The sequence below is a fragment of the Pseudomonas sp. BF-R-26 genome (assembly GCF_019947395.1).
GTDB lineage: Bacteria > Pseudomonadota > Gammaproteobacteria > Pseudomonadales > Pseudomonadaceae > Aquipseudomonas > Aquipseudomonas farris.
This window is the reverse complement of record NZ_JAGYGK010000002.1, coordinates 23,375-37,145: the sequence shown is the minus strand read 5'-3', so window position 1 is coordinate 37,145 and position 13,771 is coordinate 23,375. Positions and strand designations below refer to the sequence as shown.

Below are 13,771 nucleotides of genomic sequence, written 5' to 3'. Positions count from 1 at the left end.
GGCCTCATCGCGGGCAAGCCCGCTCCCACAAGGATTGAGGGTATTCACACAATATGTGGCCACCTACAGATCCTGTGGGAGCGGGCTTGCCCGCGATGAGGCCCGCCGGAACACTACAAATATCAATTGCGCACTTCCCTGGCCCTCAGCCCTGCCTGCAACCTCCTGGTAGGCAACACCGCCACCAAGCTGATCCCCCAATGCAATATTGGCTTATATGCCCTGCTGACTGGAGCATGGCAGGCTACGCCTGTTACCATTCGGCTCTTGTTGGAAGTTCGCTTTGATCTTCGCTTTTATTCTTTTCGAGACATGCCATGACCACCGTCCGCACTCGCATCGCGCCATCGCCTACCGGGGACCCCCACGTAGGTACCGCTTACATCGCTTTGTTCAACTACTGCTTTGCCAAGCAGCATGGCGGTGAGTTCATCCTGCGGATCGAAGATACCGACCAACTGCGTTCGACCCGCGAGTCCGAACAGCAGATTTACGACGCCCTGCGCTGGTTGGGTATCGACTGGAGCGAAGGCCCGGACGTCGGCGGCCCGCACGGTCCTTATCGTCAGAGTGAGCGCGGCGATATCTATCAGAAGTACTGCCAGCAATTGGTCGACATGGGTCATGCCTTCCCGTGCTTCTGCACGGCCGAAGAATTGGACCAGATGCGCGCCGAGCAAATGGCCCGCGGCGAAACCCCGCGTTACGACGGCCGTGCGCTGTTGCTCTCCAAGGAAGAAGTCGCGCGCCGCCTGGCCGCCGGCGAGCCGCACGTCATCCGCATGAAAGTGCCGACCGAAGGCGTGTGCGTGGTGCCTGACATGCTCCGTGGTGACGTCGAGATCCCGTGGGATCGCATGGACATGCAAGTGCTGATGAAGACCGACGGCCTGCCGACATACTTCCTGGCCAACGTGGTCGATGACCACCTGATGGGCATCACTCATGTATTGCGTGGTGAAGAGTGGCTGCCATCGGCGCCGAAACTGATCCTCTTGTACGAATACTTCGGCTGGGAACAACCGCAGCTGTGCTACATGCCGCTGCTGCGTAACCCGGACAAGAGCAAGCTGTCCAAGCGCAAGAACCCGACCTCGGTGACCTTCTACGAGCGCATGGGCTTCATGCCGGAAGCAATGCTCAACTACCTGGGCCGCATGGGCTGGTCGATGCCGGACGAGCGCGAGAAGTTCTCGCTGCAGGAAATGGTCGACAACTTCGACCTGAGCCGCGTCTCCCTCGGTGGGCCGATTTTCGACATCGAGAAGCTGTCGTGGCTCAACGGCCAGTGGTTGCGTGATCTGCCGGTGGAGGAGTTCGCCGCTCGTCTGCAAAAGTGGGCGCTGAACCCTGAATACATGATGAAGATCGCACCGCATGTGCAGGGCCGGGTTGAAACCTTCAGCCAGGTCGCACCGCTGGCCGGCTTCTTCTTCGCCGGTGGCGTGAACCCGGACGCCAAGCTGTTCGAGTCCAAGAAGCTCTCGGGCGATCAGGTTCGTCAGTTGATGCAGTTGATTTTGTGGAAGCTGGAAAGCCTGCGTCAGTGGGAAAAGGACAGCATTACCGCGACGATTCAGGCGGTGGTCGAATCGCTGGAACTGAAACTGCGTGATGCGATGCCGCTGATGTTCGCCGCGATCACAGGCCAGGCCAGTTCGGTGTCGGTACTCGATGCGATGGAAATCCTCGGTCCGGACCTGACCCGTTTCCGTCTGCGCCAGGCCATCGACCTGCTGGGCGGCGTGTCGAAGAAGGAAAACAAGGAGTGGGAAAAACTGTTGGGCAATATCGCTTAAGGTCGTTTGATCCTGCGTAGGAGCTGCCGAAGGCTGCGATCTTTTGATCCTGCTCTTCGGCGCCACCCCCGTTTTTCGGGGGGAGGGCGGTAAGTGATTGTTATGGCGACAAAAAATTTTGGAAATTGTTAAAAATAAGTTTGACAGCCTTCCGATGCGCCATTAAGATTCGCCCCGTCCTCAGCGATGAGGGGCTATAGCTCAGCTGGGAGAGCGCTTGCATGGCATGCAAGAGGTCGACGGTTCGATCCCGTCTAGCTCCACCAATTTACAGTTCAAGGTCTGGCCACACCGGCCTTGAAGCGATCAACACTCAGCGTTGATCAGTTGTATAGAAGGGTTTGCGTCCCCTTCGTCTAGTGGCCTAGGACACCGCCCTTTCACGGCGGTAACAGGGGTTCGAGTCCCCTAGGGGACGCCAGTTTTACAGAAGCGATGTTGCAAAATTTCGCTCCGCCGCGAGGCGAAAAATCCGGGGCTATAGCTCAGCTGGGAGAGCGCTTGCATGGCATGCAAGAGGTCGACGGTTCGATCCCGTCTAGCTCCACCAATTTTACAGTTCAAGGTCTGGCCACACCGGCCTTGAATCGATCAGCTCTCAGCACTGATCAGTTGTATAGAAGGGTTTGTGTCCCCTTCGTCTAGTGGCCTAGGACACCGCCCTTTCACGGCGGTAACAGGGGTTCGAGTCCCCTAGGGGACGCCACGATTACCCGCTCTGCGGGATTTTTAAGGGTCATTCAATTATTGAATGGCCCTTTTGTTTGTCTGGCGTTTGGCCAACTCTCCTTTTTCCTCAAAACTGTTCTTCAGACCAGCGGTCACATCCACGACTTGCGAAAAATTATTATGAGAATAATATTCTAGTCGTAATATTCGGAGGCAACGATGAACGATAAAAAAGCTCAAACCCGCGAACGCATCCTCAAGGCTGCCAGTGCCGCGCTGATTCGGCGCGGCCCGGCCGAGCCGAGCGTGGGCGAAGTGATGGGCGCGGCAGGCCTGACGGTCGGCGGCTTCTACGCGCACTTCGAAAGCAAGGACGCATTGATGCTGGAAGCGTTCAAGCAACTGCTTAGCCATCGTCGTGGCTTGATCGCCGATATGGACGCCGAGTTGACCGGTGAAGAGCGTCGCGCGTTGGTCGCGGCGTTCTACCTGTCGCGCAAACACCGTGATTCCACCGAGCATGCGTGTCCGATTCCAGCGTCGGTCGGCGAGCTGGGCCGTCTGCCGGACGAATTTCGTGTGGCGTTGAATGAGCATGTTGAGTTGATGGTCGCGCAGTTGGCGGCCAGCCCGGAAGACACCGACAAGGTCTTGGCCGACATCGCCTTGATGGTTGGTGGTTTGGCTCTGGCGCGGGCGCTGGGGCCTGGAGAGTTGTCCGATCGTTTGCTGCGCGCCGCCAAGTCGGCGGTGTTATGACCTAAAGGCGTCAGCCTGAGGAGATGGGCGATGAACACGTTGAGCTGGGTTCGTGGCGTTAATGGCACCTTGGGCTGGTTCGCGCCGAAGCTGGTGGCGAGCAAGATGCGCCTGGCATTCATGACCCCGCGGCAATTGCTGCCGCGTGACTGGGAGTTGCCGCTGCTGGCGAAATCCGAACGAATCACCTTGCGCTTCGGTCTCTCGGCGCTGCGTTGGGGGCAAGGGCCGGCGGTGTTGTTGATGCACGGCTGGGAGGGCCGGCCGACACAGTTTGCCGCGCTGATCACGGCGCTGGTCGATGCCGGTTACACCGTGGTTGCCCTGGATGGCCCGGCTCATGGTCGCTCGCCTGGTCGCGAGGCTAATGTGGTGCTGTTCGCTCGGGCCATGCTCGAAGCGGCTGCTGAGTTGCCGCCGCTGCAAGCGGTGATCGGTCACTCCATGGGCGGCGCCAGTGCCATGCTCGCGGTTCAGTTGGGCTTGCGCACCGAAACCCTGGTCTCGATCGCCGCCCCGGCGCGAATTCTCGGGGTACTGCGTGGGTTCGCACGCTATGTGCGCCTGCCGCCCAAAGCGCGTTCGGCGTTTATTCGCCAGGTCGAGAAAGACGTCGGTATGCGCGCCGCTGCGTTGGATGTTGCGCACTATCAGCTCGACATGCCGGGGCTGATCGTCCATGCCGAGGACGACAACTTTGTTCCAGTCAAGGAATCCCAATTGATCCACGAAGCCTGGTTCGACAGCCGTCTGTTGCGCCTGGAAGAGGGAGGTCATCAGCGGGTGCTCGCCGATCCGCGGGTGATCGATGGCGTTCTTTCGCTGCTGGCCGGTCGCAGCCTGCAATCGCGCCAATCGGCCTGAGCATCCGTTACACTGCCCCGGTCGAAATAATCTGACCGGGAGTGGGGCATGGGCTGGGATCGGGCAACGCCGTTTATCATTGATCTGGAAGTGGGCGCCGAGGACATCGACGGGCTGGGCCACGCGAACAACGCGGTGTACGTGACCTGGCTCGAGCGCTGCGCCTGGCGTCACTCACAACGGCTTGGGCTGGATCTGGTCGAGTACCGGCGGCTGGATCGGGCGATGGCGGTGGTACGGCACGAGATCGATTACCTGGCCGCTGCCTATGAGGGCGATGAGTTGCAGTTGGCGACCTGGATCGTCGATTGGGATCAGCGCCTGAAAATGACCCGACACTTCCAGTTGAAGCGCCCCAGCGACAACACGACGTTGCTGCGGGCGCAGACCACTTTCGTGTGCATCGAACTGTCGACCGGCAAGCCCAAGCGCATGCCGGCGGAGTTTATCGAGGGCTACGGGCCTGCGTTGCAGATGTTGGATACGACCAAAATCTAATGTGGGCGAGCCTGCTCGCGAAGGCGGCGTATCAAACAACTTATGTTTCGACTGACACACCGCTTTCGCGAGCAGGCTCGCTCCCACAAGGGAATCTGCGATGTTCTGCAGATTCCTCGCGCAATCCAGTAAACTGCCGCACGTTTTTCGTTGAGTGTGTTTTTCATGCAAATTGCTTTGGCGCCCATGGAGGGGTTGGTCGACAACATCCTGCGGGACGTGCTGACCCGTGTGGGCGGTATTGATTGGTGTGTGACCGAATTCATTCGGATCAACGATCAACTGCTCACGCCTGCCTATTACCACAAGTTCGGCCCGGAGCTGCTGACTGGCGCCCGAACCGCGTCCGGTGTGCCGCTGCGGGTGCAACTGCTCGGCTCCGATCCGGTGTGCCTGGCGGAAAACGCCGCATTGGCCTGCGAGTTGGGTTCCGAAGTCATCGACCTGAACTTCGGCTGCCCGGCCAAGACCGTCAACAAATCCCGTGGCGGCGCGGTGCTGCTCAAAGAGCCTGAACTGCTCAATGAAATTGTCGAACACGTCCGTCGGGCGGTGCCAGCGCACATTCCAGTGACCGCCAAGATGCGCCTCGGTTTCGACAGCCCGGACGGTGCGCTTGTCTGCGCCACGGCCCTGGCTGAAGGCGGCGCGGCGCACATCGTGGTTCATGCGCGGACCAAGACCGATGGCTATAAGCCGCCAGCCCACTGGGAATGGATCCCTCGGGTTCAGGACGTGGTCAAGGTCCCGGTGTTTGCCAATGGCGACATCTGGAGCGTCGAAGACTGGCGTCGTTGCCGCGAGATCAGCGGCGTCGAAGACATCATGCTCGGTCGTGGACTGGTATCGCGCCCGGATCTGGCCCGGCAAATCGCCGCCGCCCGCGCCGGTGAAGACGTCGTCGAGATGACCTGGGCCGAACTGCTGCCGCTGATTCAGGACTTTTGGCTGCAAGCCAAAGCGCAGATGACACCGCGTCAATCGCCGGGTCGCTTGAAGCAGTGGCTGGCGATGCTGACCCGCAATTATCCTGAAGCGGTGGAGCTGTTCACCGTCCTGCGTCGTGAGACCGAACTGGATAATGTCTCGCGTTTGCTGGGTCTGCAGGTCTCTGAAGCAGCCTGAAGCTACTTTAAAAAAACAGAAAAAGAGCTCTTGAAAAGTAATCAGCGGTCCTTATCTAAGGATTACGCGATGCCGAATTCGGGTCGCGGAGACAAAAAAACTTGCTGATTATGTTCAGGAGATTTGAATCATGAGTACTGCATTTTCCCTGGCCCCACTGTTCCGTTCCTCGGTAGGTTTCGACCGTTTCAACGACCTGTTCGAAACCGCCCTGCGCAATGAGCCAGGCAGCACCTATCCACCCTACAACGTTGAAAAATACGGTGATGACCAATACCGCATTGTCGTAGCGGCCGCCGGTTTCCAGGAAGAAGACCTGGACCTGCAAGTGGAGAAAGGTGTGCTGACCATCAGTGGCGGCAAACGTGACGCGGACGAAAGCGTCACTTACCTGTACCAAGGCATCGCTCAGCGCGCCTTCAAACTGTCGTTCCGTCTGGCGGACCACATTGAAATCAAGGCCGCCGAACTGCGCAACGGTTTGTTGAGTATCGATTTGCTGCGCGTGATTCCGGAAGAAGCGAAAGCCAAACGCATCCCGATCAACGGGACGGAAAAACCGGCTCTGCAGCACTGAGTCAGAGCAACAAAAAAGGGCGCCGCACTGGCGCCCTTTTTTGTGCCCGTGTCCGACTCATTTGAGCAGTTTCTGAAACTCCTCAACCGGCAACGGCCGACTGTGCAAATACCCCTGATACAAATGGCAGCCCAGCCCCTGCAAAAAAGCCAGTTGTTCCAGGTTTTCCACCCCTTCGGCGATGACTTCCAGCTCCAGGCTGTGGGCCATGGCGACGATGGCGCGAATGATTTCGGCATCGTTGGGGTCGGTGGTGGCGTCGCGGATGAACGACTGGTCGATTTTCAGGGTGTCTACCGGCAGGCGCTTGAGGTAGGTCAGCGAGGAATAACCGGTACCGAAATCGTCCATGGCAAAGCTCACGCCGAGTTTTTTCAGGCGACGCATTTTGCTGATGGTGTCGTCCAGGTTCTGGATGACGATGCCTTCGGTGATTTCCAGTTTCAGCAGCGCGCAGGGCAGGCCATGGCTGGCGAGGCTGTGTTCGATGCGTTCGACGAAATCGTTCTGACGGAATTGCCGGGGGCTGATGTTCACGCACAGGCTGAAATTGAGCGGGTCGATCAGACCTTTGGCGGTCAGTTGTTTGAAGGCCTTGCAGGCTTCGTCGAGGATCCAGGTGCCGACTTCCAGAATCAGCCCGCTGTCTTCCAGCACCTTGATGAACTCGGTGGGCGATTGCGCGCCCAGTTGTGGATGGTGCCAGCGCACCAAAGCCTCGGCGCCGGTTATGCGGTTGTCTCGAGCATCCACCTGAGGTTGGTATTGCACGCTGAACTCGCCCCGGGAAAGGGCCAGGCGCAGGTCGGTTTCCATGCGCAGGCGTTCGCTGGCGGCCTTCTGCATGGTGTTGTGATACATCTGCGTGGTGTTGCGGCCCGAATCCTTGGCGCGGTAAAGGGCGATATCGGCGCGTTTGAGCAGGTCGGTCGGAGTCGAGCCGTGGTCGGGAATCAGCGCAATGCCGATGCTCGGCGTCACTTGCAGGCGCTGTCCATCGAGGAACATCGGTTCGGACAGCAGTTCGCGCAAGGTGTCCGCCAACTCCCGGACCTGAGCGCTGACGTCGCTGCGCGAGCCTTCCAGGCCGCTGAGCAACACCACGAATTCGTCGCCACCCAGGCGCGCGACGGTGTCCTCCATGCGGACGCTGGCTTCAAGGCGTGCGGTGATGATCTTCAGCACTGTATCGCCCACCGGGTGACCGAGGGAGTCGTTGATGTGCTTGAAGTGGTCGAGGTCGAGGAACATCAGCGCGCCGCGCAGGTTGTGGCGTTTGAGCAGGGCAATCTGCTGGCTCAGACGATCCATCAGCAGCGCGCGGTTGGGCAGGTTGGTCAGCGGGTCGTGGTAGGCCAGGTGACGGATCTGCGCTTCGGCGTTTTTCAGCAAGCTGACGTCCCGCGCGGTCAGCAGCAGGCACGCCGTTTCGTTGAGGGTGATCGGCTCCACCGAGACTTCTACGGTCAGCAACTCACCGCGTTTGTTGCGCCCGAGCATTTCCTGATGGTGAACCCGGCCCTTGATCTGTAGTTCCGCCAGCAACGCCGAGCGTTGTTTCTCTTCGGCCCAGATGCCCACCTGATACACCGTGCGGCCGACCACTTCATCGGCGCGGTAGCCGGTCAGGCGACAGAAGCCGTCGTTAACCTCCAGGTAGCGTCCGGTGTCGCGCTCGGTAATGGTGATGGCGTCGGGGCTTGAGTGGAAGGCCTTGGCGAACTTCTCCTCGCTGGCCTTGAGCGCCGCTTCCGAGCGTTGCTGCTGGGTGATGTCGCGCAAGGTGGTGACGATGCACGGCTGGTCGCCGACGCTGATCTGCCGGCTCGATATCACGCAGGTCAGGGACTGCCCGTCCTTGTGCTGAACAATGATCGCCACATTGTTCAGGCCCTGTTCGCGGATGACCCGCTCGATCCTTTGCAGGCTTTTCGCTGAAGCGTCCCACAGGCCTATTTCGTCGGCGCTGCGGCCAATCACGTCGCCGGTGCTCCAGCCAAATGTCTGAGTGAAACTGGAGTTGATCTCGATGAAATGGCCGGTGTCCTGGCGCGTGACGCAGATCGGGTCCGGGCTGACCTGGAACAAGGTGGCGAATTTCTCTTCCGACGCCACCAGTTGCTGTTCGCGTTCCACCTGATCAGTGATGTCCAGCAGTGTGCCGGCCATGCGCAGCGGGTTGCCGTGGTCGTCTCGATAAAGTCTGGCGCGGCTTTCCAGGTAGCGCGAACTGCCGTCCTGCAGCTGCACCCGGTACGTCAGTTGATAATTGCCGGCCGGGCCCTCGCGCAAGCTGCGGTAGGCGTCGCGCATGGTGTCGCGTTCTTCGCCGGGCACGCCTTCGAAAAACGCATCGAAGGACTCATGGAAGGGTTTGGGGTCCAGCCCATGCAACTGGGCGGCACGCGCCGAGCCGTAAAGCATGCCGCTGGGAATGTGCCAGTCCCAGGTGCCGAGTTGCGCCGAATCCAGGGCCAGGTCGAGACGTTCCTGGCTGTCTTTGAGGGCGTGCTCGGCAATTTTGCGTTCGGTGGTGTCGAGGAACGTGCTCAGCAGATAAGGCTGACCTTCGAGTTCAACCTTTTGCGCGCTGAGGATGCCGTCGTGAACCTGTCCATTGCTGGCGCGAAATTGCACCTCCATGTTGATCAGCTCGCCTTTGGCCTTGGTGGCTTTGACCAGTTGCACTCGTTGTTCCGGGTTGACCCAAAGGCCCAGTTCCAGCGTGGTTCGGCCGATGGCGTCTTGCACCGGCCAGCCGAACAGGCTTTCGAAATACTGGTTGGCTTCGCTGATCAGGCCGTCTTCCTGACGGGTCAGCAGGACCATGTTCGGGCACAGGTGAAACAGCGTGGCGAAGCGTTTTTCCGAGCTGCTCAACGCCTGTTCGCGCTGGCGTTGATGGGTGATTTCACGAATGACCCCAATCATTCGCGGTCGGCCGTTTTTGTCCGGCAGCAGGCTGCCGTTGATTTCCAGCCAGTGCAGACTGCCGTCGGGCCAGCGGATGCGGTGGTGCATCGCCTGCTCCAGCGGGGCGCCGGCGATCACTGCATTGAAGGCGCGAATGGCTTTCGCCCGATCCTCCTGGGGCAGCAGGTCGAGGTATTCCAGGTCTTCCGGCAACGGTTGCCGGGGATCGAAGCCGAACAACGCCTGAGTACCCCGAGACCAACTGATCTGCCCCCGCTCGATGTCCCAATACCAGGCGCCCAGCCGGGCGCCGTTGAGGGCCGCCAGCAACTGCGGGGCGCTTTCCCAGCTCTGCTCGGACCGTTTGGGGTCAAGTGCCTGAATTCGCGGCATCGGCGGCATACGTTCAACAGATTTGGGCATGGATGACAGGCCTTGGGCTGAATTGGGCGTTAGGCACAGGGTTTTGGGGCTCTATAGGCGTAGCACAAAAAGAAGAAGCACAGCTTAGCCGCGAGTCCCTGGCTGATCGATTTGTGCATCCAGCAGAGCCATGAAGGCCCGTGCCGCGTTCGACAGCGTCCGTTCGGTGTGCAGGATATAGCCTAGCTGGCGAGTGAGTTGTATGCCCGGCAAAGGTATGCGCGCCACTTGATCGTCCAGCATGGTGCGCGGCAAAACGCTCCAGGCGAGGCCGATCGAGACCATCATCTTTATGGTTTCCAGATAGTTCGTGCTCATGGCGATGTTTGGCGTCAGGCCCTGGGCCTCGAACAAGCGCTGCACGATGTGGTGGGTAAAGGTGTTGCCGCCGGGGAAAACCGCGGGATGCAGGGCGATATCCGCCAGGCTGACCGGACCGTTAGCGATCAGCGAATGCTCCGGGGCGACCACGAAATCCAGCGGGTCGTCCCACACGGGCGTGGCCTTGACCAGTGCGTGGGGTTCCGGTGCAAGGGTGATTACCGCCAGTTCGGCGCGGCCATGGAGGATTTCTTCGTAAGCCACTTCCGAATCGAGGAACTGAATATCCAGCGCCACTTGTGGGTAGCGTCGGGTGAACTCCCTTAATAAGGGCGGTAAACGATGCAGGCCTATGTGATGACTGGTGGCCAATGTCAGACGACCGGAGACTTCGCCGGTCAGGTTGGTCAGGGCGCGGCGGGTGTCATCCAGTACATTGAGGATCTGATAGGCCCGTGGCAGCAGGGCGCGACCGGCTTCGGTCAAGCTGACTTCCCGACCCAGTCGATCGAACAGCCGCACCTTCAATTGCTGCTCCAGGCCGGCGATGCGTTTGCTGATGGCGGGTTGTGTCAGGTGCAGCCGTTCGCCGGCGCCGGAGAAGCTTCCGGTCTCGGCAATCGCGATAAAAGCATTGAGGTTGGCGAGGTCCATGATGATGTCTCAGTTGTATTCCAGATGGTTATGCAAAGCATGAAAAATATGAATTTGAGTTATTTAATGTAACCCCCTAGGATCGACCTCACAAGCCAAGGGGTTATTGAAACTTTCAAGATCCGGGGCATAGAAACAAGCTGATGAGGAAACCGTCTGATGGCCGGCAAAACGCTCTACGACAAGCTCTGGGATTCGCATTTGGTCAAGCAGCGCGACGATGGCTCGGCGCTGATCTACATCGATCGTCACATCATCCACGAAGTGACCTCGCCGCAAGCCTTCGAAGGTCTGCGTCTGGCCGGGCGCAAGCCTTGGCGCATCGATGCCAACATCGCGACCCCGGACCACAACGTTCCGACTACCCCGGAGCGCAAGGGCGGCATCGAAGCGATTGTCGACCAGGTCTCGCGTTTGCAGGTTCAGACCCTCGACGATAACTGTGACGAATACGGCATCGTCGAATTCAAGATGAATGATGTCCGCCAAGGCATCGTCCACGTCATCGGCCCGGAGCAGGGCGCAACCTTGCCGGGCATGACCGTGGTTTGCGGCGACTCCCACACCTCGACCCACGGCGCATTCGGTGCCTTGGCTCACGGTATCGGCACTTCCGAGGTCGAGCACGTGCTCGCCACTCAGTGCCTGGTCGCGAAAAAGATGAAGAACATGCTGGTGTCCGTCGAAGGCCAATTGCCGTTCGGCGTGACCGCCAAGGACATCGTCCTCGCGGTAATCGGCAAGATCGGCACCGCCGGCGGTAACGGCCATGCCATCGAGTTCGCCGGTAGCGCGATTCGCGACTTGTCCGTTGAAGGTCGCATGACCATTTGCAACATGGCGATCGAGGCCGGCGCTCGCGTTGGCCTGGTGGCCGCCGACGAAAAAACCGTGGCTTACGTCAAGGGCCGTCCATTTGCTCCGAAAGGCGCGGAATGGGACTTGGCTGTCGAGGCCTGGAAAGACCTGGTCTCTGACGCGGATGCGAAGTTCGACACCATCGTCGAGCTCGATGCCACTCAGATCAAACCGCAAGTCAGCTGGGGCACCTCGCCCGAAATGGTGTTGGCTGTGGATCAGAATGTTCCCGATCCTGCGAAGGAAATGGACCTGGTCAAGCGCGGCTCCATCGAACGTGCCTTGAAATACATGGGTTTGACCGCCAATCAGGCGATCACCGACATTCAGCTGGACCGCGTATTCATTGGCTCCTGCACCAACTCGCGGATCGAAGACCTGCGCGCCGCTGCCGTGATCGCCAAGGGTCGCAAAGTGGCTTCGACCATCAAGCAGGCCATCGTGGTGCCGGGGTCGGGGCTGGTGAAGGCTCAGGCCGAATCCGAAGGTCTGGACAAGATTTTCCTCGAAGCCGGTTTTGAATGGCGCGAGCCGGGTTGCTCTATGTGCCTGGCGATGAACCCGGACCGTTTGGAGTCGGGCGAGCATTGCGCGTCGACCTCCAACCGTAACTTCGAAGGCCGTCAGGGCGCCGGTGGCCGTACGCACCTCGTCAGCCCGGCCATGGCCGCCGCCGCCGCTGTGAACGGTCGTTTCATCGACGTCCGTGAATTGATCTAAAGGAGCGCAGCATGAAAGCTTTTACCCAGCACACTGGTCTTGTCGCGCCTTTGGATCGTGCCAACGTCGACACCGACCAGATCATTCCGAAGCAGTTTTTGAAGTCGATCAAGCGCACCGGTTTCGGCCCGAACCTGTTCGATGAGTGGCGTTATCTGGATGTTGGCCAGCCGTATCAGGACAACTCCAAGCGCCCGTTGAACAAGGACTTCGTCCTCAACGCCGAGCGTTATCAGGGCGCCAGCGTGTTGCTGGCCCGCGAGAACTTCGGTTGCGGCTCCAGCCGCGAACACGCGCCGTGGGCGCTGGAAGAGTACGGTTTCCGCAGCATCATCGCGCCGAGCTATGCCGACATCTTCTTCAACAACAGCTTTAAGAACGGCTTGCTGCCGATCATCCTGAGCGACGCTGAAGTTGATGAACTGTTCCAGCAGGTTGAGGCGACTCCGGGCTATCAGTTGCAGGTTGATCTGCAAGCCCAGACCGTGACCCGTCCGGATGGCAAGGTGTTGAATTTTGAAATCGATGCCTTCCGCAAACACTGCCTGCTCAATGGCCTGGACGATATCGGCCTGACGTTGCAGGACCACGAGGCGATTGCCACGTTTGAAGCCAAACACCGCGCGAGCCAGCCTTGGTTGTTTCGTGATGCGTGATTGATCCGGGATTTGTAACGATAGGACCGGCCTCTTCGCGGGCAGCCCGCTCCCACAGGTTTTGTGAACACCGAAAATCCCTGTGGGAGCGGGCTTGCCTGCCATGACGGCTGCCCGAACAACACAAGACTAAACCCCAAAAAGGAAGTCCCCCATGACCAGCACCGCCCAGCACAGTCAGGTAGTACAAAAGCAATTCGGTGAACAGGCCTCGGCCTACCTGAGCAGCGCCGTCCACGCTCAAGGCACTGAATTCGCGCTGCTACAGGCTGAACTGGCGGGGCAGGGCGATGCCCGCGTGCTCGACCTCGGTTGCGGCGCCGGTCATGTGAGTTTTCACGTGGCTTCGCTAGTCAAGGAAGTGGTGGCTTATGACCTGTCCCAACAGATGCTCGACGTGGTCGCCACTGCTGCCGTCGATCGCGGCTTGAGCAACGTGTCCACGGTGCTGGGTGCCGCCGAGCGCTTGCCGTTCGCTGACGGCGAGTTCGATTTCGTCTTCAGCCGTTATTCGGCACACCATTGGAGCGATCTCGGGCTGGCCCTGCGCGAAGTTCGCCGGGTACTGAAGCCGGGCGGGGTGGCGGCGTTCATCGATGTGTTGTCGCCGGGCAGCCCGTTGTTCGACACTTACCTGCAAAGCGTCGAAGTGCTGCGCGACACCAGCCACGTGCGCGATTATTCTGCCGGTGAGTGGTTGCGTCAGGTCAGCGAAGCGGGGTTGCATACCCGCAGCACCACGCGCCAACGGCTGCGCCTTGAATACACCTCTTGGGTTGAGCGCATGCGCACGCCGCAAGTGATGCGCGCGGCGATCCTCGAGTTGCAGCAGTCGATGGGCAACGAAGTGCGCGAATATTTTGAGATTGAGGCCGATGGTTCGTTCAGTACAGATGTGCTGGTGCTGATGGCTGAACGATAAGCTCTGAAGCATA

General features: G+C 59.6%; 11 protein-coding genes and 4 tRNA genes. 13 read left to right on the top strand and 2 right to left on the bottom strand.

Going from position 1 to position 13,771, the window contains the following annotated elements; translation table 11 throughout:
• Positions 1–317: 317 nt before the first annotated feature.
• The 10 genes from gltX (at position 318) to KGB18_RS02300 (ending at position 6,291) form a co-directional block, all read left to right on the top strand.
• The gene (gene gltX, locus KGB18_RS02345; RefSeq protein WP_123720971.1) at positions 318–1,799 is read left to right on the top strand and encodes a glutamate--tRNA ligase; all 1,482 of its coding nucleotides are present in this window, start codon (positions 318–320) and stop codon (positions 1,797–1,799) included.
• A gap of 190 nt (positions 1,800–1,989) precedes the next feature.
• A tRNA-Ala gene (locus KGB18_RS02340) sits at positions 1,990–2,065 on the top strand.
• Between the two features lie 79 nt (positions 2,066–2,144).
• Positions 2,145–2,220: transfer RNA gene (locus KGB18_RS02335), tRNA-Glu, on the top strand.
• Positions 2,221–2,273: 53 nt separating this feature from the next.
• Positions 2,274–2,349 (top strand) — tRNA-Ala (locus KGB18_RS02330).
• A gap of 80 nt (positions 2,350–2,429) precedes the next feature.
• A tRNA-Glu gene (locus tag KGB18_RS02325) sits at positions 2,430–2,505 on the top strand.
• A gap of 182 nt (positions 2,506–2,687) precedes the next feature.
• Positions 2,688–3,227, top strand: coding sequence for a TetR/AcrR family transcriptional regulator (locus tag KGB18_RS02320; RefSeq protein WP_123720972.1), 540 nt, complete (start codon positions 2,688–2,690; stop codon positions 3,225–3,227).
• A gap of 30 nt (positions 3,228–3,257) precedes the next feature.
• Positions 3,258–4,091: an alpha/beta fold hydrolase gene (locus KGB18_RS02315; protein ID WP_123720973.1), complete on the top strand. Its 834-nt coding sequence runs from the start codon at positions 3,258–3,260 to the stop codon at positions 4,089–4,091.
• A 48-nt stretch (positions 4,092–4,139) separates the two neighbouring features.
• On the top strand, positions 4,140–4,589 hold the full coding sequence (locus tag KGB18_RS02310; RefSeq protein ID WP_056744388.1) for an acyl-CoA thioesterase: 450 nt from the start codon (positions 4,140–4,142) through the stop codon (positions 4,587–4,589).
• 165 nt (positions 4,590–4,754) lie between these two features.
• Positions 4,755–5,714 (top strand): tRNA dihydrouridine synthase, encoded by a 960-nt coding sequence (locus KGB18_RS02305; protein WP_030132385.1) that lies wholly within the window; start codon positions 4,755–4,757, stop codon positions 5,712–5,714.
• Between the two features lie 130 nt (positions 5,715–5,844).
• A complete protein-coding gene (locus tag KGB18_RS02300; protein WP_008075938.1) occupies positions 5,845–6,291 on the top strand; it encodes an Hsp20 family protein in 447 nt (148 codons plus the stop codon).
• A 57-nt stretch (positions 6,292–6,348) separates the two neighbouring features.
• Here the strand turns inward: KGB18_RS02300 and KGB18_RS02295 are convergent, their stop codons facing one another.
• The gene (locus KGB18_RS02295; RefSeq protein ID WP_123720974.1) at positions 6,349–9,627 is read right to left on the bottom strand and encodes a PAS domain S-box protein; all 3,279 of its coding nucleotides are present in this window, start codon (positions 9,625–9,627) and stop codon (positions 6,349–6,351) included.
• Between the two features lie 84 nt (positions 9,628–9,711).
• Positions 9,712–10,602: a LysR family transcriptional regulator gene (locus KGB18_RS02290; RefSeq protein WP_007905966.1), complete on the bottom strand. Its 891-nt coding sequence runs from the start codon at positions 10,600–10,602 to the stop codon at positions 9,712–9,714.
• Positions 10,603–10,761: 159 nt separating this feature from the next.
• Here KGB18_RS02290 and leuC point away from each other — a divergent pair, with 159 nt between their 5' ends.
• From leuC to KGB18_RS02275, 3 genes are all read left to right on the top strand, one after another.
• A complete protein-coding gene (gene leuC / locus KGB18_RS02285; protein ID WP_038980073.1) occupies positions 10,762–12,180 on the top strand; it encodes a 3-isopropylmalate dehydratase large subunit in 1,419 nt (472 codons plus the stop codon).
• An 11-nt stretch (positions 12,181–12,191) separates the two neighbouring features.
• Positions 12,192–12,836 (top strand): 3-isopropylmalate dehydratase small subunit, encoded by a 645-nt coding sequence (gene leuD, locus KGB18_RS02280; protein WP_030132381.1) that lies wholly within the window; start codon positions 12,192–12,194, stop codon positions 12,834–12,836.
• A 154-nt stretch (positions 12,837–12,990) separates the two neighbouring features.
• Complete coding sequence (locus KGB18_RS02275) at positions 12,991–13,758, top strand: class I SAM-dependent methyltransferase (protein ID WP_223569335.1); 768 nt, start codon at positions 12,991–12,993, stop codon at positions 13,756–13,758.
• Positions 13,759–13,771 lie beyond the last annotated feature (13 nt).